Genomic DNA, 24,414 nt, shown 5'->3' with positions numbered 1-24,414 from the left:
ACAGTTCCACAACAAAAACCTCGCCGGCAATGATCTGTATATTTTGTAAAACAACATTTTGAATATTAACGGAGTTTATAAGCTTTTAAAGGTTCGTCATTGATACCAAACAGGTAGTATTTGCTTCCCACTGAATTTTTAATAACCAGCGACGACCGTACCTGCCCGCGCAAATCAAACCCTGTTTTTGCCGGGGGCAGATAGGTAAAGCCATTTTTGTTATATTGATAAACCAGGCCGCGGTTGGCATCAAGCCGGCCTATCTCGGGCTTAAAGCCATAAAAATTGCCGGCCAAAATTATTTTAGTGTTACCGGCGCTACCCATATCATCGCACAAAATGGTGTTCACCATAGATAACTGTGCGTCGGCAGGCAGCAATTTACAGGTAAATTTTTTGCCGTTATTTAAAAATACGGCCGATGCTAAAAAGTTCATCTCATGGGTTTCGGCACCTTCCAGCATCTCGGGGGTAAATACTTCATTAAAAGGTTTACCGGCATAATCCACATATTGCAGGAAGCGTTTTTTCAATATCGGCAGTTGCCCAACCAAATCGGGCTTCATATGAAAAACATAGCTGATATCATCGCTGCGGTACATGGATGTTACGCATTCTTTTGTGCCATTGTTATCAAAATCTTTAATATAAATCTTCATCGGCTCGGTAAACGATGCCCTGAATTTGGAGTTTAACCCGATGTTGCCGCCAATAATATCCAAGTGGCCATCACCATCTACATCGGCTACTTCCAGGCTGCTCCACCAACCTTTGTAATTTGCCAGTTGCGTATCTTCAGTAAATTTGCCCTTGTTGTTCCTGAAAATGCGGATGCCCATCCAGTCACCGGCTACAATTAAATCGGGGTAACCATCTTTATCCAGGTCGGCCCATTTGGCCGATGTAACCATGCCCAGTTTGGTATCCTTGCCTAATACCGAAGCAGATACATCGGTGAAATGGCCATTACCATCGTTATGAAAAACATATGATTGTGGTGAACAGCCGTAAAGCCCGGGCACACTCCTGCCGCCAATAAATAAATCGGGGTGGCCATCGCCATCATAATCTGCCGATACAATCATCGACGCATTAACCGCTGCATGTAATGTACGGCTTGCATCACGATGGAAGTTCCCTTTGCCATCGTTTTCATAAAACCGGGGGAAATATACAGGTGTACCTGCTTCATCGGCATTGCCCCCTACCCCAATGATGAGATCCTGGTCGCCATCGCCGTCAAAATCGGCAAATACGGCACCGGCATTTTCAAGGTAGCTTTGTTTAGCTAAATCATCGGGGATGGTTTGTTTAAAACTGCCGTTTTTTTGTTGTATGTAGATGGCCGCAAATCCGTTTTTCGAACTGCCAAAATAAAAATCAGTTAAGCCATCGCCATTCACATCGGCACTTGCCATGTAAGGATTTTCGGTAGATAGCATTTGCAGCATCAGCCGCTCGTTATCAAAATCGATAAAATCATCTTCCTTGTGTTTGGGGATGCTATCAAACACGGCTTTGGTTACATCGGCAAATAATGATTTAATTACCGGCTTGTTCCAGTTATAATTCAAATTTGCGTTGACTTGTTTGCATGTATAAACGCTATCGCCTTTAAGATTTTTAATGAGCTGGTATTTACCGCCCGGCCAGATTACCTGAAGCGAATCGACCTGTTTATACTTCCCTATACCAATAGTAAGCAAATTGGGCGATGTGCAGCTTTGAAAACCACGGGTGGGCTGGTTATAATAAATAAGCGCGCTGCCTTTCATAAAGGCTTTGATGGTTGTGCCCACACCAAAAGTATTTAACCCACTACCTTTTAGTTTTAATTGAATAAAGTGGTTGCCGTTCCTTTCGGCGTTGCTTTTATACACATATAAAGGCATGTTTACGTTATTAACCACCAGGTCATTATCGCCATCGTTATCCAGATCGGCATAGGCAGCACCATTACTGAAGGAAGGTTTATCTAAACCAAAATCGGCAGCTTTATTGCTGAATGTAAGGTTGTGGTTATTGAGGTAGGCGTAATTTGACAAAGGCGTTGATACCATTTTATCTGTAAAATCCTTAAAATCGAACTTTTTACGCCCCGCGGCTATTTTGGCCATGTTATCCCGATTGCCCAAAAATTCGATATAATCCTGGTCGGTAAGGTCTTTGTAAATCCCGTTGGAGATAAAAATATCTTTCCAGCCGTCGTTATCCATATCAAACATAAGCGCGCCCCAGCTCCAGTCGGTAGCGGCTATGCCCGAGTAAAAGGCCGTTTCGGAAAAAGTTCCATCGCCGTTATTTACCTGCAGGCAGTTTTGCATGTACTGGTTATAATAGCCATCGTGCTGTTTGGCCTTGATCACATCGTACGATTCAAACGAGGTCATTTTTTTAAGGCGCTTATCACCTTCGGGTAGCATCTCGGTAGTAAAAATATCATACTGCCCATCGTTATTAATATCGGCAATGTCCGAGCCCATAGATGCCAGGCTCAGGTGGCCGGTCTCGTTTTGGATATCCTCTTTAAAAGTTCCGTTTTTTTGGTTGATGTAGAGGTAATCGCGTTCAAAAAAATCGTTTGATACATAAATATCCGGGTAACCATCCTGGTTAACATCGGCCACGGATACCCCAAGGCCAAAACCTATATCGCTTGAAAAAATACCGGCCTGTTGGGTTACATTAGTAAAATGGCTGCCATCATTACGGTACAAACGCGCGCCACCCAGTGGGTCAACTACCTCGCGCAGGTTCTTGCTGAAATCAAAAGAGCCAATTGGCCTGAACGAGTTATTCAACACAAAGCAATCCAGGTCGCCATCGTTATCATAGTCAAAAAATATGGCCTGGGTTGATAAGCCATTATCTACCAGGCCATATTTTTCGGCCTCCTCTTTAAACGTGCCATTGTGCTGGTTAATAAATAATTCGTTCCCTTTTTCTTTACCACGGGCGTTGCCGCTGTGGCAAACATAAATATCCAGCCAGCCATCGCCATTAATATCAACCATGGTTGCGCCGGTGCTCCAGTATTTGGTGCCTTTTATACCTGCTTTGGCTGTAACGTTTTCAAATTTCCAGTTGCCTTTATTTATAAAAAGCTGGTTACCCCCGGTATTTGAAGTAAGGTAAACATCATTAAGCCCATCGTTATTAACATCGCCAATGGCAACGCCGCCGCCGTTATAATAGTTGCGGTAGCTAAATACGTTGGTGCGGTCCTGATCGGTTAACTGGTTTATAAAAGTTATGCCTGTTTCATCGTTGGGTTGTAATGAAAACAACGTGTTTTTTCCACCACCGTTACAACTCCATAATAACACAACTCCTGCAAAAACAAAAGACCACTTTTTAAATAGCATCATATCATCAGCAAAAAACAAACGTAGCGGAAAATTTCCGCTACGTTCTGTTATAAATCAAATAAACCCCAATATATTAATAACCTGGATTTTGTTTAAGATTAGGGTTGGTATCCACAGCACGCTGAGGGATAGGGTACAAAGTTTTTGATTTATCTGTCTTTAACGGACGCTGATCAACCGGATCATTGAATTTTTCAAAACGGATCAGGTCATTCCTTCTCCAACCTTCGTAATAAAGTTCGCGACCACGTTCGGCCAGCATAGCTGCAGCATCAACACTTGCCAATGGAGTAGCTCCGCGCGGTACGCGAATAGCGTTTACGATAGCCAGTGCAGTTTGCCCGCTTGGATCGGTACCACCACGCATAATGGCTTCTGCTTTCTCAAGCATAACATCGGCGTAACGTAATATTACATAGTCATTATCTTCGCCGCTGTCGGTAACTGTTCCATCAGCATTCGGGTGCGGAAAGTATTTGAATACCCTGATACCTTGTGCTTCTGTTGAATAATTAAGATTTACATCGGGAGTAAAAACAAGTGGTTTTCCACCGCGTTGCTTTAAAGCTACGCCCTTAGGGCCATATTGCTGGCCAACAGCAAACCCTGCTCTTAAACCAACTTTGTCGGTAAGTCCCGGATAATCAACACCTCTACGCTCGTCTGTAGCTTCAAATGATTTGTAAAAATCGGCCAGCGTAGTAAAGCCATTCCATCCATCTGGTGTTTGGTTGTAATGCAAGCCCATCTTCCAACGATTTTTGGCCGAGCCTTGTACTTTATCTACTGTATTATAGATACCAAAGATGTTTTCATGCGATTGAGTAGTGTTATCCCAGGCAAAGTCCTGGAAGTATTTGCCGGCCGGTTCCAAAGAATAACCAGCAGCAGTAACTTTGTTTGCATACTCAATAACTTTATCCATATCGGCTTTTGCAAACGTAAAGGGCCCGCCAACTGTAGTTGCTGTATATACAGCTTTATTTAAATAAACTTTGGCTAAAAGCGCCTCTGCTGCGGCTTTGCTGGCAATGCCGATATTGGCAGACGCACCTAATTTTGATTCCGCAAACTCCAGGTCGGCTATAATAAATGCGGTAGCTTCTGAGCGGCTGTAAACTTTAGGAATAGACGAGTTTGAAGCATTGGGATCGCGAAAAGGGGCCTGGCCATACAAGTCAACTATCTGGAACATAAAGTATGCACGCAAAAAGCTGGCTTCAGCCTTAATCTGGTCTGTAGTTGCTCTTGAAATAACCTGCGTAGCACGAAACACACCGATATTTAATTGGTCCCAGGTATCATTAACCTGGTTGTGCGATGGTGTCCAGGTATGCGTGTGAAGTTTGCGCCACGTACCAAAGTCTCCCCAATCGGTACCACGTGTCGGCCCCATCATTTCATCTGTAGGATGCTCTTGTAGAGCATAAGTATTTGCCTGATCTGATTGTCCGAATAATTGTGAATAAACGCCGTTAAGATCGGCAGCGCTTGCCGCTCCGCCATTGTCAATAGACTTGGAACCGTAAACGGTCTCGTCTAACTTTTTGCAGCCCATAGTGCTCAAAAGTAGGAGACTACAGGTAACTGCTATTGATGTAATTTTTTTCATACTAATTTATATTAAAAACTTGCATTTAAACTTAATGTAAATGTGCGTGCGCTTGGATAAGAAGTATAATCTATCCCTCTTGAAGGCACACCATTTCGTTCCTTATTGGTATTAATTTCCGGGTCAAGGCCACTATAACCGGTTATCAGGAAAAGATTTTGGCCGGTGACTGCAACACGCAGTGATTTGATTGCCATTCGCTTAACCGGGAATGTGTAACCCAGAGACGCGTTGCTCATTCTTAAAAAATCGCCTTTTTCAAGGAAGCGTGATGATACTTCGCCAGAGTTTAAAGGATTTTCATTGGTTGAAGCAACTGCTTTTGTCACGTTACGGCCGCTAACAAGGTTACCTTTGTAAAAGAATGCGTTGGCTGTGTTATTGTAAATATAAAAGCCTGTTTGTGCATTCAGGAAGAAACTTAACATCCAGTTACCATATGTAAAAGTGTTATTGATACCAGCAAGGAAGGTTGGAAGCGGGCTACCATGAGGTGTTGCCGCATCAATACCATTTGGATAGATACCAAATCCATTAGCGTCCAAGCCATTATACTGAGATACGTTAAACTCATACAACGGATATCCGTTTCCGAAAAACTGTGCATATGCACCAGATAAGCCCTGGCCATCTATGTTACCGGTTATTACGTTGCGGTTACCAAAGTTTTCAATGCGGTTTTTAACAAACGTCATGTTATAATTAATATCCCAGCTGAATTTTTTACCCTGAACAGCTTGCAAAAGCAAACCTACTTCTACACCTGTGTTACGCACGTTACCTGGCAAATTAACCCAATACCTTGTACTGGCAGCTGGCTGTGCTAAATCCTGTAAGAAAAGGAGGTTTTTTTGAGATTTATTAAAATAATCAACCGTACCAGATATCCTGCCGTTAAGTATGCTGAAGTCTATACCGGCGCCATAGGCTGTTTGGGTCTCCCATTTCAAATCGGGGTTTGCAGCATTTAGTGGCGTGCTTGACGTACCGTAATAATTAAGTTGCCTTAAAGCAAGCGATGCATATGACGGAAACTCCTGGTTACCTGTTTGTCCATAATTCAGCCTAAGGCTTAAATCGTCAAATATACCTTTGGGAGCAAAGCTTTCATTGCTGATACGCCATTTTGCTGCCAACGCCGGAAAATTACCATATTTATGATTGTTGCCAAAACGGCTTGAACCGTCTCTTCTGAGTGTACCTGTTAAGATATATTTATCTTTATATGAGTAGTTAACACGTGCAAAAAACGATTGTAACCTGTAACTACTACTATCACCAACCGGGTAAGCTAAATGATTTTTGAAATCATTGTAGTTTTTAACAAACTGGCCAGAAGTTGCAGTTCCCCAGCCAAAATCGTTACGGCTGTAGTTTTTATAGTTTGAATATGAATAACCGGCCAATGCAGTTAAACTACTATTATCAGAAAACTTCTTTTCGTAGTTTAACGTGTGTTCGGTAATAATACTGGTAAGTTCGGTATGCTGCAGAATACCCCGGCCATTACCGGTAGCAGACGGTACATTAAAATCCCTGATGTTGGTTTGATCTGTAAAACCAACTATTGTTGGATCATAAAATGTTTTTCTTAAACCACGGGAAAGATCCAGCCCTATATTTCCCTTATATGTTAAGCCCTGTACAAGTCTTACAGTAAGCGTTAGGTTGTTAAGAAAACGGTTAATATTGTCCCTGTCATCTATCTGGTTAAGCATTGATACAGGGTTTCTGAAACTGTTATTTTTCGGAAATCCCTGGTCATCGTATCCGTTGATATCAAAATACCTTCCCTTATCATCATAAACAGGGATAGTAGGGTTAGTTTGCAAAGCAGCACCTATTAAGCTTCCGTTAAAACCGGCGTTATTGGTGATAGGCGCAAACTGATCCTTTACATTTGAATACAATGATTGCAGATCGAACTTGATACGGCCGCTAAATAATGATTGAGAAGCATTTAAACGTGCATTAAAACGCTTTAAATCGGTTTTTTTAACGATACCTTGCTGATCATCATATCCTGCAGAAAAACGGTAATTACCTGTGTTATTAGCCCCGCCAAATGCTATGTTATAGTTTTGAGAAATAGCTGTTCTCAAAATTTGATCTTGCCAGTTGGTGTTGCCTTTGTAATCAACCGAAGTAGCGTCCGCACCAACACTCGCAACGGCTGTCAGGAAATCTTCCCTGCCAAGCAAGTCATAACGTTTTGCCGCATTGGAAACGCTTGTACTTGCGCCAAATTGAATACCTGCACCTTTACGGCCCTTACGGGTTGTAATTAAAATAACGCCGTTTGCACCGCGCGAACCATAAATAGCAGCAGAGGATGCATCTTTTAATATACTGATATTCTCGATATCGGCAGGATTAATAAAGGCTAAAGGGTTACGGGCTGAAGAACTACCTGCGCCGCTATCATAACCACCTGCTGTGCCACCGTTATCAAGAGGAACACCATCCACTACGTATAACGGATTATTACTTGAACGAATAGAACTTGCGCCACGGATGTTAATAGTTGCACCGGCACCTGGCTCGCCACTTGAAGGGGTAACCTGTACACCGGCAATTCTACCTTGTAACAATTGTTCAGGTGTTGCAATAACACCCTTGTTGAAATCCTTAGTGCTTAACGAAGCAACAGAACCTGTTGCATCCTTTACTCTTTGCGATCCGTATCCAATAACCACAACCTCGTTTAATGCTTTACTGGAAGCATCCATCGTAACATTAACTGTTGTGCGGCCATCAATATTAACAGTTTGACTAACATAGCCAACATATGTTAGTACCAAAACGGTAGCGTTCCCGGGAACTGAAATACGATATTCGCCCTCGGTGTTGGTTATCGCGCCACCCGGGGAGGTTAATGAAGTTTTAACTGATACCCCTATTAACGGAGATCCATCTTTCTTGTCAGTTACTTTTCCGGTAATTATCTTATTCTGGGCCATAACTGGCACCGAGAAAAGATAAATTACGGCAAAGAAACATACTTTGAGTAAGTGTTTAAATTGCATAATTACAGAGATTTAGTTGAATTGGTTTAATTAACTGGTTTAGACTTTTTGGGCTGATAAAAATGACCTTTCAAATTAGCAACCGGTATATATTGTAAGTATTTTCAATTGAGATCTTGAAAAAAAAATACTTAATTAAACGTTAAAAATTCTCGTTTAAAACCAATTCAAAATGGCATCACCGAGAACTTAACTAACAATACTGGTTACTGAAAATGTAATGGTTTATAATATTACACCTAAAAATCTTATGCAATTTAGTTATTAAAGCAGTAGAAAAATGTGATGTAGGACACAAGATTGGTAAAACGCGGATAATTTTAAATTTATATAAACATTTTCGCTGTTTTTATTTTTTATATTCCTTATTATCAGGAATTTAAAAAACAATGCCCCGATAAAAATATAAAGTTTTTATTACCTCTATTTTAACAAATTTTGGTACTAAATTACCTGATGAGCGGTTTTTAAACTTCATAAACACCTATTAAAGCTTAAAAAAAATTAACTGATGTCAAATGGTTTGATGTTCATGATGCGCTGCTCAAATTGTTCGGGGTGCAGCGATTTGGCTTTGATACGCATTTTATAAACGTAGATGGTATTCACAGAATATTCTAATATTTTGGCAATAGTATCGTTATCAGCAATACCCATTCTGATAAGCGCAAATATTCTTAAATCGGTATTCAATAACTCATCTTCCTGTGGCCAAATCTGATCTTTTTCGTCAAACAGGCTGTTAAATACATTAATAAAGTTTGGAAATATTTTCACAAAAATATGGTCAAAACTATAGTATAAATTCTCCCGCTCTTTTTTAATATCTATATTATTGATGAGTGAGGTAATGGCATCGTACTTTTTCATCGAGATTTTAGCCTCGATAGATACCTTCAGGTTTTCGAGCTTTAGTATATATCCCGATATCGCTTTAAAAAACTGCCCGATATATTCTTCTTTAATCTTTGCATCTACAAGGAGTTTGCCATTTATATCATTAAGCTGTGCATTTTTCCCTTCTATTATCTTTTCCTTAGTTTTCAGTTTTCTAAGCTGCTTAACAATCATCACCAGGAAAAACACCACCAGTAAGGCCAGGGCCGTTAGCGTAATCAACAGGATGAGAAAGCGGTTTTTCTGATGTTCGGAGTTATTGAGTTCGGCGGCGGCAATAATTGGCAATATTGATCCTATCTGGATTTTTCGTTGCCTTGCTCCATAAAAATCGGCATCTTCTTTGGCCAATTGTATAAAACTATAAGCGTCTTTTATATTTCCTTTTTTATATAAAAGGTCGGCAAGGGTATAAAGGGCAACGGTTTCGCGCGTAGAAGATTTGATATCGGCGATGGCCGATTGGATCATCAGGTTAATGCCCTCCTCTTTTTGATTTTCCTGTAAGTAAATCATTCCCAATGAGCAGGAAACCATTGCCCTTAAGTGCATGGTTATTACCATGTTTTTTTCGAGCAGCTTACCAAACCAAACTTTGCCCTGAACGTAGTTACGTTCCTGCAGCTTTTGCAAACCCAGCAGATAATTACGGCTCACAAAGTCATCGCCGCAAAAAGATATGGCCGAATCGATAGATTTATTGCCCGCTGTAATGTAACCGGGCGTAAAATATTTGTCGTTGCTATAATTAGCTATATCGTAATAACACCTGCCCAAAAAAAAATAATAATCAATTTTGGCCGGGGTCTCCAAAACCTTAACATCAACCTTATGCAAATAATCAAAAGCTTCGTGAAACATGCCCGATGACAGCAGGATAAAAGCCATTTTAACGTAGCTGTAATATTCGCCTTGCTTATCGCCACGTTGTTTACTTAAGGCTATCATCTTATCCACATAAACATATGCCGAATCAAACTGGTAGCCTTTATATTCGCTGTAGATACTGTTTAATGTAGAAAACTGCCCATCATAATCATTTTTGGATAGCCTTGCCCTATATACTTTCAGCCTGTTAATCCGCGACTCCTTAATACGCTCGTAAGCACCTTTTTTTCCAATCTCCGTTTTTAATTCTTCAAGTAAATTATTTGTTGCATCAGATGCAAATGTTGATAAAGAACTTAATAACAATAAGAAACAGAAAAAATACTTCATGCTTATATAATTCAAAGGTTTAAACACATTAACTAACCCGCCCTTCACAGAACAATATTCAAATAAGCTGCAACGATAAAAACAGCGTCCGGTACAGATCTTCTTTTATTTTACTACTATGAAATTGAAATTACGGGTTTATATCTCAAAGATATATAAAGGAGCAGTCTTTATGGCTTACTTTATTAACATAATTAAACCATACGGGCATATTGCGGTGCTGCCCGTGCAGCATATTAAAGCGAACCACCTTCTACAAGGACAGCGTTAATTTTTATTTCCTGCATACCGGTACTTCCGGCTATGCAGGCCATCATTTTTACAAAAGCGCTTTTTGCCAGCTTAAAGCCACTGGTTTCAATAAAGGTAATTTGCGGGTAATAAAATGTAGGTACCTGGCCCTCGCTTATAGCTATAACACCAACATCGCCGGGTATACGTAACTGCAGGGTTTGTATAGCTTTCATTACCCCTATCAGCACCTCGTCGCTCATGCAAAAAATAGCGTCTGGCTGTTGATGCGTTAAGGCATTCATTACAACATTAAAAGATTCATTTATTGAGCTTGCATGATGAATGGTTAACCTGGCCCCCGGATTATCCGCCTCCAATGTTTCGGTAAAAGCGCTTAGCCTTTTTTTGGTGATGGATAACTCTTCATTTCCAAAAACGCCCAGGATATTTTGTTTGCTTTTAGCCATTAATGTTTTGGCGGCTATAGTTGCTGCCATTACATCATCAACACATATTTTAATACAATTTTCAAACGCGGGCACCTTATCAAAAAAAATAATGGGGATAGGGTGGTCGCCTTGTTTAAAAAAGCTGCTGATATCTGTAGTTTTAGTAGTTATCGAAATAAATATACCCGAAACCCTCCCCTGCCTGCACCGCTTCAGGTTTTGCTGCTCAATAAGCGGATCGTCTCCGGATTGCAGCATGATCAACGAATAACCATACAACCGCACTTCTTCTTCAAGCGAACTGATGAACGACTGGTAAAAATCATTGGCTATTGTTGGTATAATTACTGCCAATTCCTTGCTTTGGTTGGTCCGCAGGTTAATGGCGTAGGTATTAGGCTCATATTCGGCAACGGCAGCAAGCTCTTTAACCTTTTGCCTGGTTTCTTTTGAGATGTCCGGATGGTCTTTAAGTGCCCGCGAAACCGTAGAGATACTTAAATTAAGCATTTCGGCAAGTTTTTTCAAAGTTATATCGGGCATAGCATTGGTTGTTTATAATCGATTATTAAAAGTAGTACATTTTTTTGTTTCAATTCAGGTGCCTGCTTTTAAACCGTGCCGCTTATTGCTATTATCCTGTTAAACAACACCCATATTCAATTTATCACTCCATTTAGCCAACACTTAAAACGGTATTTCCTTAACTATTTTTCAACAACAAACATTATCGCAAACGTTTGCAGGTTATTACAAACCTTATTTTGTTTGCTATGCGTATAAAACATGAAAGCTAAAGCCTACTTTTAAAAAGTATTACCAATTATAACCCAGTTTCCTTTTTTGTCAGTCAAAATTACCAAAGAGATGAGCATACACCATACTGCCGCCGTTTTTGTATTTTTTTGCTATACGTATCTTTTAGAGATAGGCGGAACATCTTTTTTAAAAGATATTCCAGCACTTATGTTTCATGTGCCGCAAATAAATACCGGCATCGCTATAACCCTGGCAATATCGGTATTGGTATCGGCTGCCTGTATACTAAGAGCTTATGCATTATCAAAACAAATAAAGTTTCAGCAGGATATTATAGCGGAGCAGCAATCGCGCTTGCTTAGTTTAAATGAAATAATAGAGCAGAACGGGCAAAGCAAGGCCGATCATATAGGGCACTTTGTTTGCCTGGTATCAAACTATATTACCAAATTTGAAAAACTACACAGGAGCATAAAACGCCACTTAGCTGTAAAAAACTACCGCGATATACTTCCCTGTTTTGACGACATAGACGTTAAATACGAACGCAAATCGCTTTGCCGCGACTTTGACAAGTACTTTTTAAAAGCCTTCCCCAATTTTGTTATGGAATTTAACGCGATGCTGAAAAAGGAAGACCAGATATGGCCCAAACGCATCGGGCAGTTAAATACCGAACTGCGCATTTTTGCCCTCATGAAACTGGGCATTACCGATTGCGAAACCATCGCCGGTATTTTAGAATATTCGGCCAATACCATCTATGTTTATAAAATGCGCGTTAAGGCCAGGCTTAATATGCCTGCCGATGACACGGAGGGGGGTACTTTGTTTAAAGCTTCATTTGATGAAGCCGGCCGTTATGTGAAATCAGCTTAAATATACTATACGTTCTTAACTCATCACAATTTAACAACCATCCATGTCCGTTTTAAAACCCCGTTTAAGTTTCTGGCAAATCATTAACATGAATGTCGGTTTTTTTGGTATCCAGTATAGTTTCGGGCTTCAGCAAACGGCTATAAACCCGTTGTATACTTTTTTGCACGCCCGGCCCGAAGACCTGCCACTGCTCAATTTAGCAGGGCCAATGACAGGTTTGCTCATCCAGCCACTTATTGGTGCACTGAGCGACAGGACATGGCACCCGCGCTGGGGCCGGCGTAAGCCTTTCTTTTTAGTAGGCGCCATTTTTTGCAGCCTTTGCCTGTTTGCATTCCCCTTTAGCCGGGCGCTATGGATGGCGGTTGGTTTACTATGGATATTAGACGCAGCCAATAATACCGCCATGGAACCTTACCGGGCTTTTATTGCCGATAAACTGCCCGAAAAGCAACGGGCCTTTGGCTTTTTAACACAAAGTTTTTTTACCGGCCTGGGTATTACCCTGGCCAACTTATCCCTTGGCTTTTTTAAAAATATCATATCGGGCAGTACAAAAACCAGCGATGGGCAGTCAGGTATCCCCTACTGGGTTTTCGGGTCGTTTTTTGTGGGTGCCATCTGCTCTATCGTTTCGGTCATCTGGTCGGTAACCACTACGCCCGAGATCCCGCCTACCGAAGCAGAATTGGCCGAACTAAGGAGCAGGAAGAGAGGCCTTTTCGAACCGGTAAAAGAAATTTTTGCAGCTATTAAAGATATGCCTGGCACTATGTGGAAACTGGCATTGGTGTACCTGTTTCAATGGTATGCCATGTTTTGCTACTGGCAGTTTGTATCGTTAAGTATAGCTAAATCGGTATTTCATACCACGCCCGATGGTAACAAAGAGTTGTATGAGCAGGCCGTAGTATGGGCGGGCAAGGTAAACGGATTTTATAATATAGTTACCTTTTGTTCGGCGTTTGGTTTGGTTTGGCTTGCACACAAGTTCAGCGCCAAGTACGTGCATATTGGTTGTCTGCTGATGGCCGGTGCCGCCTTGCTGATATTCCCGCACCTTACCGACAGAAATTTGCTTTTTGCACCAATGGTGGGTTTTGGCATAGCCTGGGCCAGCATGATGGGCGTACCTTACATTATGGTAATAGGCAGCATCCCCAAAGAGCGTTATGGCGTTTACATGGGCATCATCAACATGATGATTGTTATACCTATGATATTACAAACCATCAGTTTTGGCTTTATTTATAAAAATTTCCTGGGCGATAACCCCTTAAATGCCATCACTTTTGCAGGGGTGCTATTATTAATTGCAGCCGCAGCAACCATACGCATTAAAAAAGATACCATTACAGATGATGTGATAGTACCAGCCGGAGCAGTGCATTAACGATATGGACAACTTCTTTTATCAACCCATTTTTGGATAAAAATTATAATCGTGTACAACCATCAATTACATCAGCAGGTTAACAGTATTTTAAACCAATACAAACTTGATATAGCCGGCACCGACAATGCATTTTACATACGGCTGATGACCAGCGCCGATACCATCCAGGACCTTTATAAGGAGATCTACGGCAGCCACCCGGCCGCTGCACCTGTGTTTGAACAACTGTTCTTAAATATCATCAAAGCCTATTCAAAAAGGCCGGCGGCGTTTAAAAATAAAGATGAAGCAAAAGCTGCAGAGGGCAACTGGTTTTTAAGCAACCAAATTACCGGCATGAGTTTATATGTCGACAGGTTTTGCGGCACATTAGGCAACCTGGGCAATAAACTGGCCTATTTTGAAAAACTGGGGGTAAACTTTTTGCACCTGATGCCCCTGTTTGAAAGCCCGCCGGCTGCAAGCGATGGCGGGTACGCGGTATCCGATTTCAGGAAGATAGATGAACGGTTTGGATCATTGGCCGATTTAAAACGGCTGCGACGGAAGATGGACACCAAACAAATGTACCTCATGACGGATATTGTGCTTAACCATACATCCAACCAGCATGAATGGGCGTTAAAGGCAAAAAATGGCGACCCTAAATACCAGGACTATTTTTACATGTATGATGACAGGGCAATTCCAGATCAATACGACCAAAGCATGCCCGAAATTTTTCCGGAAAGCTCACCCGGGAATTTTACTTACGTGCCGGAGTGTAATAAATGGGTAATGACGGTTTTTCATCACTACCAATGGGATTTAAATTATGCCAATCCGGCTGTGTTCCTGGAGATGCTGGATATCGTACTTTTTTATGCCAACCTGGGTGTAGATATTCTGCGGATTGACGCACCCGCGTTTATCTGGAAGCAATTGGGCACCAATTGCCAAAACCTGCCGCAGGCACATGCCTTGTTGCGCCTTATTAAGCAATGCGTATTGGTAGCCTCGCCCGGGATGGCGCTGCTTGGTGAAGCCATTGTGGCCCCCGCCGAGATTATGAAGTACTTTGGCAGTGGCCGGTTTGCCGCCAAAGAATGTGATTTTGCTTATAACGCCACCCAAATGGCACTACAGTGGGATATGCTGGCCACCGGCGATACCCGTGTAATGCTTGCAGCGCAAAATCAATTGCAACAAAAACCATACGGCGCCTCTTGGATTACTTATACCAGGTGCCATGACGATATTGGTTTAGGTTACGATGATGAAATGATCAGGAGGGCTGGTTATGACCCGTACCGCCATCGCCGGTTTTTGCAGGATTATTATACAGGCAATTTTGTATCGAGCCCATCCGCAGGCGCTTTATTTTCGGCCAACCCCCAAACCGGCGATGCCCGCATCAGCGGTTCGCTGGCTTCATTATGCGGCCTTGAAAAGGCAATACAACGTAACGATACAGGAGCAATAAACACGGCCATTCAAAAAATTTTACTGATGCAGGCGCACAGCTTTTTTCTTGGCGGCATACCCATGATTTTTTATGGTGATGAAGCCGGCTATACAAACGACTACTCCTATTTAACCGATGAGACTAAAAGTTATGATAACCGGTGGATGCACCGCCCGGTAATTGACTGGCATAAAAACGAGCTTATAAACACCCCCGGAACAGTTGAAAATATTATTTTTTCGGGCACTCAAAAGTTAATCTCCATCCGCAAAAAATTACCGGCCGTGGCCGATCATAATAACCTGGCTTGGTTTAAGCCATATAACATTCATGTGGCAGGCTACGCCAGGACTTATGAAAACAAAACCTTTTACGGTGTATTTAATTTCAGTAACGAGGTATGCTATCTTGCATGGGCGGCTTTCGGGTTAAATGAGGGTACTACAACACAGCTAACTGACCATTGGACCGGCATTGAATACGACATCGCCGGTAGTGGGGGATACCTGATTATCGAGCCCTTTGGTTTTCATTTAATGGAGGTTTTATAACCCCGATCCATCAATATTTTTGATAGTTATTGGGCGGCCTATGTTCCAACCATTTGTCCTTTTCATTTTGTAGCACATATCATTTTGTGCAGTGACCATCGTCATACTTTTGCCCGGGTACTTTAGCCAATTTTACTCCCGGTTAAACGGCAAAAAATGAAAACATTATTAATTCCTACCGATTTTTCAGACAGCGCCCGGCATGCAGCCGAATATGGCTATTACCTGGCTAAACAAATGAGGGCAAATGTATTGCTGTGCAATGCAGTAATTGTACCGGCAGAAATGCCGCAAGCGGGATTTACAGGCTGGCCGATAGAAGAAAATGAATTGCTGATAGATGATAGTACCGTTGAATTACAGCGTTTAAAAGCCCATCTTGAACTTACTGACCAAACAGACACCTTCAGGCCCGAGGTTGGTTATGTAAATGAAGCAGGCCGGGTTACTGATGTAGTGAACGCAAACTGCGCAACCGCCGATGTTGGCCTTGTTGTTATCGGCAGGCATGGTAATAGCGGGTGGGGCGGCTTTTTATTAGCAAACCATTGCAGCGCCCTCATTGATGCAGCTAAGAAGCCACTCTTGGTCGTTCCGCCCGAGGCGGGTGTAAGGATGGTGAAAAAGATCGCTTTCGCTACTGATTTTAACAAAATCGGGAAAGACATGAAATCTATATATAAACTTATAACATTGGCCAGGCAGCTTAATGCCGAAATTCTGTTAACCCATGTTTATACCGATAAGCACCATTCTGCGGCACTTCAGTTGCTGATAGATCAGTTGCTCACCGAACTATCTAACAAAGCCGATTATCCCCACATTTATTACCGTGCGCTGGAGGATACCAATGCCGAAAAAGGCCTTACCTGGCTATGTGAGCATGGGCAGGTAGATATCCTGGCTATGAACCATGGCCCCTATAGTTTTATTGATGATATTTTAAGCTTAAGCCATACGAAAAAAATGGCTGCCCACCTTTCGGTCCCTTTACTGGTTTTCCGGGCGTAATTGATTTGGAAACCAGCTAACTAAACAAAACACTGCCTGCACTCCAGGCTGCGTTTTGCTATTTATGGTAAGGAAAAACAACTTCTACCGCCAGCGCAAATGCGTTTACTTGGGTTAACATAACTTAACACATTTCAGATATATTTTTTATAAGTATTTGATAATAAATATTTTATATTTTAACATGGTTAACACTAAACTGATCGTGCAATTTAGAAGCATCCAATATTTGTGCCTGTTGTTGGTCAATACAAGTCCCTTTGGTACCTGGATCACTTAACCACGATCAGCCAATAAAAACAAGGTATCGTTTGATGCTTATATCTCTCCGACCCCATAAGCTTATACCGTTAGCGATTATTAAATGACAGCTTATTGCCGTTAAGTATTAAGATGCGTTTGCCCTACTTCTACCTCCTTAATATTTACCACAAAATTCTATCACAAATACACCGGGAAAATTCAAAACATTTTAATACCCATCGGGTTGTGCCTAAGGATATGATATACATCACTATTTATGGTCATGAACGTCATTCCCCGAGCCGGTAGTAAGCTATAGCTTCGCATTGTAGTCCATTTTTAAACTACACGATTAAAACAGGTATGGCGGTCTCCTTAAATACTTTTCTGTTAACCATTAATTGCGGTTCATCAAGCCTTAAATTTAGTTTGTACCATACGGGTTCGCTGCAGCAGGAGTTATTGGGCAGTGTAAACGCTATTGGCAGTGCATCAAGCAAACTTGTGATAAACAAGCAGGAACAAGCGCTGCCCGACCACCCCGCCGGATTTAAAAACCTGGATACAGCAGTAAAAGCCGTAATCCGTTGGGTTAAAAAAAGCCCATACAACAATAGGCTGCTGGCCATAGGGCACCGATTGGTGCAGGGCGGGCCAAACCACCGGGCACCGCAACTCATAACAGACGATTTACTGAAAACCCTGCACCAATATATTTACCTGGCGCCTAACCACCTGCCCGATGAAATAAAAGCTATCAAAGCATTCCAACAAGCTTTTGCGCAGTTGCCACAGGTAGCCTGCTTTGATACGGCCTTCCACGCTGATATGCCGGATGAAGCTAAATATTACCCCCTGCCCGATAAATACCGGGAACAAGGCCTGCTGCATTATGGCTTTCATGGCCTTTCGTACCAATACATTATGCAAAAACTGGCCGCCGATGGTATTAATGTGAATAAACAAAATATCATTATAGCTCATTTGGGCAATGGCGCCAGCATGGCCGCTGTAAAAAATGGTATTAGCGTAGAAACTACCATGGGCCTTAGCCCTATTGGCGGCCTGGTAATGGGTACCCGTTCCGGTGATCTTGACCCCGGCGTTGTGCTGTTCCTGCTGAAACAAGGGCGGCTCACTACTACACAGCTGGATACTTTACTTAGTAAACAATCTGGGTTAAAGGCCATTGCCGGCAAAAACGATGTGCAGGAATTGCTGGGCCTGGCTGCCCATGACGCCAAAGCCCGCGCGGCCATTACCACATTTTGTTACCAGGCACGCAAGTTTATCGGTTCGCTGGCAGCGGCGATGGGCGGGTTAGACCTGCTGGTTTTTACCGGCGGCATAGGCGAGCATTCGGCCGCTATCAGGGAACGGATTTGCCGCGACCTGGATTTTTTAGGCATCCGCATCGACGAAAAATTGAACAACCATCACAACGAAAACATATCGTCACCAACAGGCAAGGTAAAGGTTATGGTACTAAAAACCAATGAAGAAGCAATGATTGCACAACATACACAAACCATTATTTTAAAACAAAACTCACCATGGAAACCGAAATTTTAGATATAGAACAGGCTGAATTATCGCCCGAACTATTAAGAAAAATACATGCCTACTGGCGCGCTGCAAATTACATATCGGTAGGGCAATTGTACCTGCACCACAACCCATTGTTAAAAGAACCGCTTAAGCTGGGGCATGTAAAAAATATGCTGCTGGGGCATTGGGGCACTACGCCGGGGCAAAACTTTATTTATACACACCTAAACCGTATCATCAATAAATATGATCTGAATATGATCTATGTTTCTGGTCCGGGGCATGGCGGGCCGGCTGTTGTTGCCGGCACCTACCTGGAAGGAACATACACAGAAGTTTATCCTGATATTACACAAGATGAAGACGGCCTGCGCAAACTGTTCACCCGGTTTTCATATCCCGGCGGCATATCCAGTCACGCTTCGCCGCAAACCCCGGGCTCTATCCACGAAGGTGGCGAACTGGGTTATTCCTTAAGCCATTCATTTGGCGCTGTGCTGGATAATCCCGACCTGGTGGTTGCCTGTGTTGTAGGCGATGGCGAAGCTGAAACCGGCCCTTTGGCAACAGCCTGGCATTCCAATAAATTCCTGAACCCGCTTACCGACGGAACTGTACTGCCTATACTGCACCTGAACGGTTATAAGATCTCGAACCCAACGGTTTTAGCCCGCATCACCCATGAAGAGTTGGAGCAACTATTCCGCGGCTACGGCTGGAACCCCATTTTTGTAGAAGGCGAAGACCCTGAGCAAATGCACAAGGACATGGCGGCCGCGCTTGACTATGCGGTTGACCGCATTAAACAAATAAAATATGATGCCGAACAACCCAATACCGAACGCCCGCGCTGGCCGATGATCGTGTTACGGTCGCCCAAAGGCTGGACAGGGCCTAAGGAAGTGGATGGCCATAAAATTGAAGGCAACTTCCGTTCGCACCAGATCCCGCTGGCAGTTTCCGCCTCGGCACCGCCCGAACATTTACAAATGCTGGAAGACTGGATGAAAAGTTACCAGCCCGAAGAATTATTTGACGAACAGGGCAAACTGGTGCCCGAACTGGCCGAGCTTGCGCCAAAAGGCGACCGCCGGATGGGTGCCAATCCGCATACCAATGGCGGTAATTTACTGCGCGATTTGCGACTGCCCGATTTTAGGGACTACGCCACCACGGTGGAAAGCCCCGGCGTTAACGGCGAAGGTGATACTTACGTAAGCGGGCGCTTTTTACGCGATGTGATCAAGGCAAACCAGGAAAAACGAAACTTCAGGATATTTGGCCCGGATGAAACGGTATCAAACCGGCTGGATGCAGTGTTTGAGGTAACCAACCGCCAATGGGACGCGCCGATAATTCCGTACGATGAATTCCTGGCAGCAGATGGCAGCGTAATGGAAATGCTGAGCGAGCACCAATGCGAAGGCTGGCTGGAAGGCTACCTGCTTACCGGAAGGCATGGCCTGTTTAACTGTTACGAAGCCTTTATTCATATTGTCGATTCGATGTTTAACCAGCATGCCAAATGGTTAAAAACAACGCTCGAACTGCCCTGGCGCAGGCGCATAGCATCCCTTAATATTTTATTAACATCTACCGTTTGGCGGCAGGACCATAACGGCTTCACTCACCAGGACCCCGGCTTTATTGACCATGTGGTAAACAAAAAAGCCAACATTGTGCGGGTTTATTTACCGCCCGATGCCAACTGCCTGTTATCGGTAATGGACCATTGCCTGCGCAGCTATCATTATGTAAATGTTATTGTAGCCGGCAAACACCCAGCGCCGCAATGGCTTAATATGCAGCAGGCGGTTGAGCATTGTACCCGCGGCATAGGTATCTGGGATTTTGCCAGCAACGACCAGGAAGCCGGACCGGATGTGGTGATGGCCTGCAGCGGCGATGTGCCAACTTTAGAAACACTTGCAGCGGTATCGATTTTAAGGGAACACATGCCCGAGCTAAAAATAAGGGTTGTTAACGTTGTAGACCTGTTTAAACTTCAAAAAAGCACCGAACATACGCATGGCCTCAGCGATAAAGATTATGACGCGTTGTTCACCATTGATAAGCCCGTGGTGTTTGCTTTCCATGGCTATCCATGGCTGGTACACCGCTTAACCTATAACCGCGCCAACAATGCCAATATGCATGTGCGGGGTTATAAAGAGGAAGGCACCATCACCACCTCTTTTGACATGACCGTACTTAACGAAATGGACCGCTTTCACCTGGTAATGGATGTTATTGACCGCCTGCCGCAAACGGGCAGCAAAGGCGTTTATCTTAAACAGTACCTAACAGATAAGCTTACCAAACACAAGCAATATATTAAAGCCAACGGCAAGGATATGCCCGAAATACTTAACTGGAAATGGAAACAATAGAACAAGAGGTAGTTGTAAGGCCCGATATGCATACCTATTACCGCAGCTATCGCGTTGATAAAAATGACACCGGAATAAAAATGATACCGGCAAATGACTTTAGTCTGGTTGGTGCCCGATTGACAGACCGGCATAATGTTATTTATACTTTACAGCCGGATTATGAGCAATATTATCAAACAACCAGTTTGGTAAAAGCTATGGAAAAAGCCAAGGAAGGTGCCCTGACATCCATAAATGAGTTAATTAAACGCGGCGACGACGGTGTGGCCGCATTATTGCAATACAGGATAGACCATTACGAAGATTTACATGTAAATCTGGTTGATGCCAATATCCAATTGGTTGAACAGCAGATAGTGGAAGATAGGTATTTTAAATGGACACCTTATAGGATTAAAAGTTAAATATGCTGAATAAACAAGATATTTTTGGCTATGAGCCGGATCAGAAATACAAAACATCCGTTGCTTATTTTTCAATGGAATTCGCGGTTGACCAGGCTTTAAAAATTTATAGCGGCGGATTGGGTTTCTTATCCGGCTCGCATTTAAGAAGTGCTTATGAGTTAAAGCAAAACATGGTAGGCATAGGTATGCTGTGGAAATACGGTTATTATGACCAGGTGAGGGATGGCAACGCCTTTATGAAGCCGGAATTTATTGAAAAGCAGTATTCCTTTTTACAGGATACCGGTATAGTTTTTACTGTACAGGTGCATGACGCGCCTGTACATGTTAAAGCCTGGTTGTTAAAACCCGAAACATTTGGTACGGCGCCCATATTTTTATTGAGTACCAATGTTCCGGAAAACGATGAAGTTTCTAAGTCGATTACCTATAGGCTATACGATTCAAACGAGGCAACCCGGATAGCGCAAACCATTATTTTAGGCGTTGGCGGCGCTATGTTGCTGGACATTTTAGGCTTTGAACCGGATATTTACCACATGAACGAAGGGCACTCGGTATCATTAAACTTTTACCTGTACGCTAAATATAAAAGCCTGAAAGAAGTGAAGAAAAGAGTGGTTTTTACCACCCATACTCCCGAAATGGCCGGTAACGAAGCACATAGATATGACCTGCTAAAAAAAATGTCGTTTTTTTATCATTTACAGGAGCACGAGGCAAAATCGTTGTTAGGGATGGACGGAGATAGTTTTAACTACACCCTCGCGGCGCTTAAGTTCTCGGGTAAAGCAAATGGCGTATCTAAACTTCATGGCGAAGTAGCGCGGCAAATGTGGGGCAATAATCCCGGTGTTTGCGAAATTATAGCCATTACCAACGCACAAAATAAAGCCTATTGGCGAGATGTCGCTTTAGATGAGGCCATCGCTGCGAATAATGCAGAAGCTATTGTTGCCCGTAAAAAGGCGATGAAGCTTGATCTGTTCCGGGTGATAGCAGACCAGTGCGGAAAATTGTTTGACCCCAATGTGCTGACTATTGTATGGGCCCGCCGTTTTGCCGGCTATAAACGCGCCGACCTGGTAATGCAGGACTGGGAAAGGTTTGTGGCCATGGTAAATAATGCTAAATATCCTGTACAAATCATTTGGGCGGGCAAGCCCTACCCGGAGGATGAAGGCTCTATCGCCTTATTCAACCAGATCATCGCACGTACGCGGGCATTTGCTAACTGTGCGGTGTTAACCGGTTACGAGCTGCATTTATCGGCCTTGCTAAAAAAAGGATCGGATGTTTGGCTTAACAATCCGCGGATGTACCGCGAGGCATCGGGCACCAGCGGCATGACTGCGGCCATGAATGGCAGCATTAACCTCTCCCTGCCAGATGGCTGGGTACCTGAGTTTGCCAAAGACATGAAAAACTGTTTCCTGGTTCAGCCCGCATCCAACGAGCTGCAGGCGCATGAAAAAGATAACCAGGAAAACAGGAACCTGATGGACGTACTGGAAAAAACGGTACTGCCCATGTATTATGGCGCTCCAAAAAAGTGGTTAGGCATCATGAAACAGGCAGCCGCAGATGTGGTACCCACATTTGAAGCCGGACGGCTGGCAGCCGAATATTACGAGAAAATGTATAGCCTGTAACAAGGTATCTGTATATTAGTTGTTAATTGATTGGCCGTTTTGTGCCCAATGTCAGTTTTTTCCATGACGGCCATCATGAACAATGGCAGGTTTTAGCACGATCTTTATAAAGCTAAAACCAGATAAAGATGCAAAAATATCACCGCTTGTTTTTCTTTTCGGCAGGAGTAACTTTGTTGTTATTGTTAATCGGCGCTGCACCAGAGGCCGCGGCATACAGTGCCCGAAAAGATACATCCATAGCAACAGCTATAAAAGCCCAGCTGGCGATACACCGCAAAGAATTATACTTCCCAAACAGTGTTCAGCGCGTTTACCGGCAAACCGGCTTCAAGCTGGCCTGGATAGCGCCAGACACCGTTAAAACTCATGCTACCGATGCTATGCTGTTGCTTGATTGTGTGGTTACCTACGGGCTAAAACACGCCGATTATCATCCAGATCAGTTATTATACGATAAGTTGAAGCTACTCAGATCAAGCTCAAGCCCGGTTAGCAACAGGCAAAAAGCGATGTTCGACATCCTGTTAACCGATGCCATAATTGCTTTTGAAAACAACCTGCATTATGGCCGGCTTAACCCGAATTACCCTACCGCAAAAATCGACTCGGGAATTAAAAGCGAGTTTAATGCCGAAAAGGTGCTGATCAATGCACTTAAAAGCCAGCAATTTGAAAAAGAGATCAGCAAGGTGCAACCTCAATCCAAAGCTTACGCGTCCCTGAAACATCAAATGTATTTGATGAAAGGACTTTATGAACTGGATTGTTACGAGTTTAGTGAAGCCGACGTGCAACGGGTAGCCATCAATATGGAGCGCCTGCGCTGGTACAGCAACAGGAAAAAAACACCTGTTGATATCAACATCCCTTCAGGTATATTAACTGTGCATACCAAAACCGGCGATCAATACTTCAAAATAAAAATAGACAAACCGGGTATGGATCTGTTGGCGACAGGCCTGGATTATTCGGCAATCAACATCACCACAGCTAAAGGGCATGTATTTTTGCAGGTAAGCAGGCCGGGCTATCAAAAGCAAGGAGAACCGGTTATAATAACACCCGTTGTTGGCCAGGATACAGCCATTATCCAGGTTAATGTTGTCCGCGGCGCTAAGCTTTTGGCCTTGCTAACAAACATCGGCAAAAAGCAGTCCATTCCAGTCTCGCTTACTTACCTCACCTGCGATATCCGGAACGGGCAGCTGGTTACTTATAAAGATATTTTTTATGCCGATCAAAGATTGAAAAAAGCATTATACAAGGTTAGCAAGCCTTGATCACGCCACCTCACCGAAAATTTGATACCGGTTTTAGCATT

Annotated in this window: 14 protein-coding genes; 9 read left to right on the top strand and 5 right to left on the bottom strand. The window is 43.1% G+C overall.

What is annotated here, in order from left to right; genetic code table 11:
- Nucleotides 1–65: 65 nt before the first annotated feature.
- The 5 genes from PQ469_RS06245 to PQ469_RS06225 all read right to left on the bottom strand — a co-directional run bounded on the left by PQ469_RS06245 (nucleotide 66) and on the right by PQ469_RS06225 (nucleotide 11,347).
- The gene (locus PQ469_RS06245) at nucleotides 66–3,368 is read right to left on the bottom strand and encodes a VCBS repeat-containing protein (protein WP_274212161.1); all 3,303 of its coding nucleotides are present in this window, start codon (nucleotides 3,366–3,368) and stop codon (nucleotides 66–68) included.
- A gap of 73 nt (nucleotides 3,369–3,441) precedes the next feature.
- Nucleotides 3,442–4,980: a RagB/SusD family nutrient uptake outer membrane protein gene (locus PQ469_RS06240; RefSeq protein WP_090651177.1), complete on the bottom strand. Its 1,539-nt coding sequence runs from the start codon at nucleotides 4,978–4,980 to the stop codon at nucleotides 3,442–3,444.
- Between the two features lie 11 nt (nucleotides 4,981–4,991).
- The gene (locus PQ469_RS06235) at nucleotides 4,992–8,006 is read right to left on the bottom strand and encodes a SusC/RagA family TonB-linked outer membrane protein (protein ID WP_274212160.1); all 3,015 of its coding nucleotides are present in this window, start codon (nucleotides 8,004–8,006) and stop codon (nucleotides 4,992–4,994) included.
- 504 nt (nucleotides 8,007–8,510) lie between these two features.
- On the bottom strand, nucleotides 8,511–10,121 hold the full coding sequence (gene susR / locus PQ469_RS06230) for a SusR family glycan utilization regulator (RefSeq protein WP_274212159.1): 1,611 nt from the start codon (nucleotides 10,119–10,121) through the stop codon (nucleotides 8,511–8,513).
- A 236-nt stretch (nucleotides 10,122–10,357) separates the two neighbouring features.
- Nucleotides 10,358–11,347: a LacI family DNA-binding transcriptional regulator gene (locus PQ469_RS06225; protein WP_274212158.1), complete on the bottom strand. Its 990-nt coding sequence runs from the start codon at nucleotides 11,345–11,347 to the stop codon at nucleotides 10,358–10,360.
- 324 nt (nucleotides 11,348–11,671) lie between these two features.
- Here PQ469_RS06225 and PQ469_RS06220 point away from each other — a divergent pair, with 324 nt between their 5' ends.
- The 9 genes from PQ469_RS06220 to PQ469_RS06180 all read left to right on the top strand — a co-directional run bounded on the left by PQ469_RS06220 (nucleotide 11,672) and on the right by PQ469_RS06180 (nucleotide 24,373).
- Complete coding sequence (locus tag PQ469_RS06220; RefSeq protein ID WP_274212157.1) at nucleotides 11,672–12,442, top strand: DUF6377 domain-containing protein; 771 nt, start codon at nucleotides 11,672–11,674, stop codon at nucleotides 12,440–12,442.
- 43 nt (nucleotides 12,443–12,485) lie between these two features.
- Nucleotides 12,486–13,838: an MFS transporter gene (locus PQ469_RS06215; protein WP_274212156.1), complete on the top strand. Its 1,353-nt coding sequence runs from the start codon at nucleotides 12,486–12,488 to the stop codon at nucleotides 13,836–13,838.
- Between the two features lie 51 nt (nucleotides 13,839–13,889).
- Nucleotides 13,890–15,836 carry an alpha-amylase family protein gene (locus tag PQ469_RS06210; protein ID WP_274212155.1) on the top strand — a complete coding sequence of 649 codons (1,947 nt, stop codon included), beginning with the start codon at nucleotides 13,890–13,892 and terminating at the stop codon, nucleotides 15,834–15,836.
- Nucleotides 15,837–15,992: 156 nt separating this feature from the next.
- Complete coding sequence (locus PQ469_RS06205; protein WP_274212154.1) at nucleotides 15,993–16,847, top strand: universal stress protein; 855 nt, start codon at nucleotides 15,993–15,995, stop codon at nucleotides 16,845–16,847.
- Nucleotides 16,848–17,453: 606 nt separating this feature from the next.
- Complete coding sequence (locus tag PQ469_RS06200) at nucleotides 17,454–18,662, top strand: acetate/propionate family kinase (RefSeq protein WP_274212153.1); 1,209 nt, start codon at nucleotides 17,454–17,456, stop codon at nucleotides 18,660–18,662.
- Complete coding sequence (locus PQ469_RS06195; RefSeq protein WP_274212152.1) at nucleotides 18,644–21,028, top strand: phosphoketolase family protein; 2,385 nt, start codon at nucleotides 18,644–18,646, stop codon at nucleotides 21,026–21,028. Before PQ469_RS06200 ends, PQ469_RS06195 begins: the two co-directional genes overlap by 19 nt.
- On the top strand, nucleotides 21,016–21,435 hold the full coding sequence (locus PQ469_RS06190; protein WP_274212151.1) for a hypothetical protein: 420 nt from the start codon (nucleotides 21,016–21,018) through the stop codon (nucleotides 21,433–21,435). The genes PQ469_RS06195 and PQ469_RS06190 overlap by 13 nt, the downstream gene beginning before the upstream one ends.
- Nucleotides 21,436–21,437: 2 nt before the next feature.
- Complete coding sequence (glgP, locus tag PQ469_RS06185; RefSeq protein WP_274212150.1) at nucleotides 21,438–23,090, top strand: alpha-glucan family phosphorylase; 1,653 nt, start codon at nucleotides 21,438–21,440, stop codon at nucleotides 23,088–23,090.
- Between the two features lie 128 nt (nucleotides 23,091–23,218).
- A complete protein-coding gene (locus tag PQ469_RS06180) occupies nucleotides 23,219–24,373 on the top strand; it encodes a L,D-transpeptidase scaffold domain-containing protein (RefSeq protein ID WP_274212149.1) in 1,155 nt (384 codons plus the stop codon).
- The last annotated feature ends 41 nt before the right edge of the window (nucleotides 24,374–24,414 follow it).

The organism is Mucilaginibacter sp. KACC 22773 (assembly GCF_028736215.1).
Taxonomy (GTDB): domain Bacteria; phylum Bacteroidota; class Bacteroidia; order Sphingobacteriales; family Sphingobacteriaceae; genus Mucilaginibacter.
Note: the sequence above shows the minus strand (reverse complement) of the source record. Positions and strands in the feature narration are given on the sequence as shown.

What these genes read in the sequence shown, in the direction of transcription:
- PQ469_RS06245 (WP_274212161.1), bottom strand. Translation starts at nt 3,368, where the DNA reads ATGATGCTATTTAAAAAGTGGTCTTTTGTTTTTGCAGGAGTTGTGTTA.
- PQ469_RS06240 (WP_090651177.1), bottom strand. Translation starts at nt 4,980, where the DNA reads ATGAAAAAAATTACATCAATAGCAGTTACCTGTAGTCTCCTACTTTTG.
- PQ469_RS06235 (WP_274212160.1), bottom strand. Translation starts at nt 8,006, where the DNA reads ATGCAATTTAAACACTTACTCAAAGTATGTTTCTTTGCCGTAATTTAT.
- susR (WP_274212159.1), bottom strand. Translation starts at nt 10,121, where the DNA reads ATGAAGTATTTTTTCTGTTTCTTATTGTTATTAAGTTCTTTATCAACA.
- PQ469_RS06225 (WP_274212158.1), bottom strand. Translation starts at nt 11,347, where the DNA reads ATGCCCGATATAACTTTGAAAAAACTTGCCGAAATGCTTAATTTAAGT.
- PQ469_RS06220 (WP_274212157.1), top strand. Translation starts at nt 11,672, where the DNA reads ATGAGCATACACCATACTGCCGCCGTTTTTGTATTTTTTTGCTATACG.
- PQ469_RS06215 (WP_274212156.1), top strand. Translation starts at nt 12,486, where the DNA reads ATGTCCGTTTTAAAACCCCGTTTAAGTTTCTGGCAAATCATTAACATG.
- PQ469_RS06205 (WP_274212154.1), top strand. Translation starts at nt 15,993, where the DNA reads ATGAAAACATTATTAATTCCTACCGATTTTTCAGACAGCGCCCGGCAT.
- PQ469_RS06200 (WP_274212153.1), top strand. Translation starts at nt 17,454, where the DNA reads ATGGCGGTCTCCTTAAATACTTTTCTGTTAACCATTAATTGCGGTTCA.
- PQ469_RS06195 (WP_274212152.1), top strand. Translation starts at nt 18,644, where the DNA reads ATGGAAACCGAAATTTTAGATATAGAACAGGCTGAATTATCGCCCGAA.
- PQ469_RS06190 (WP_274212151.1), top strand. Translation starts at nt 21,016, where the DNA reads ATGGAAACAATAGAACAAGAGGTAGTTGTAAGGCCCGATATGCATACC.
- glgP (WP_274212150.1), top strand. Translation starts at nt 21,438, where the DNA reads ATGCTGAATAAACAAGATATTTTTGGCTATGAGCCGGATCAGAAATAC.
- PQ469_RS06180 (WP_274212149.1), top strand. Translation starts at nt 23,219, where the DNA reads ATGCAAAAATATCACCGCTTGTTTTTCTTTTCGGCAGGAGTAACTTTG.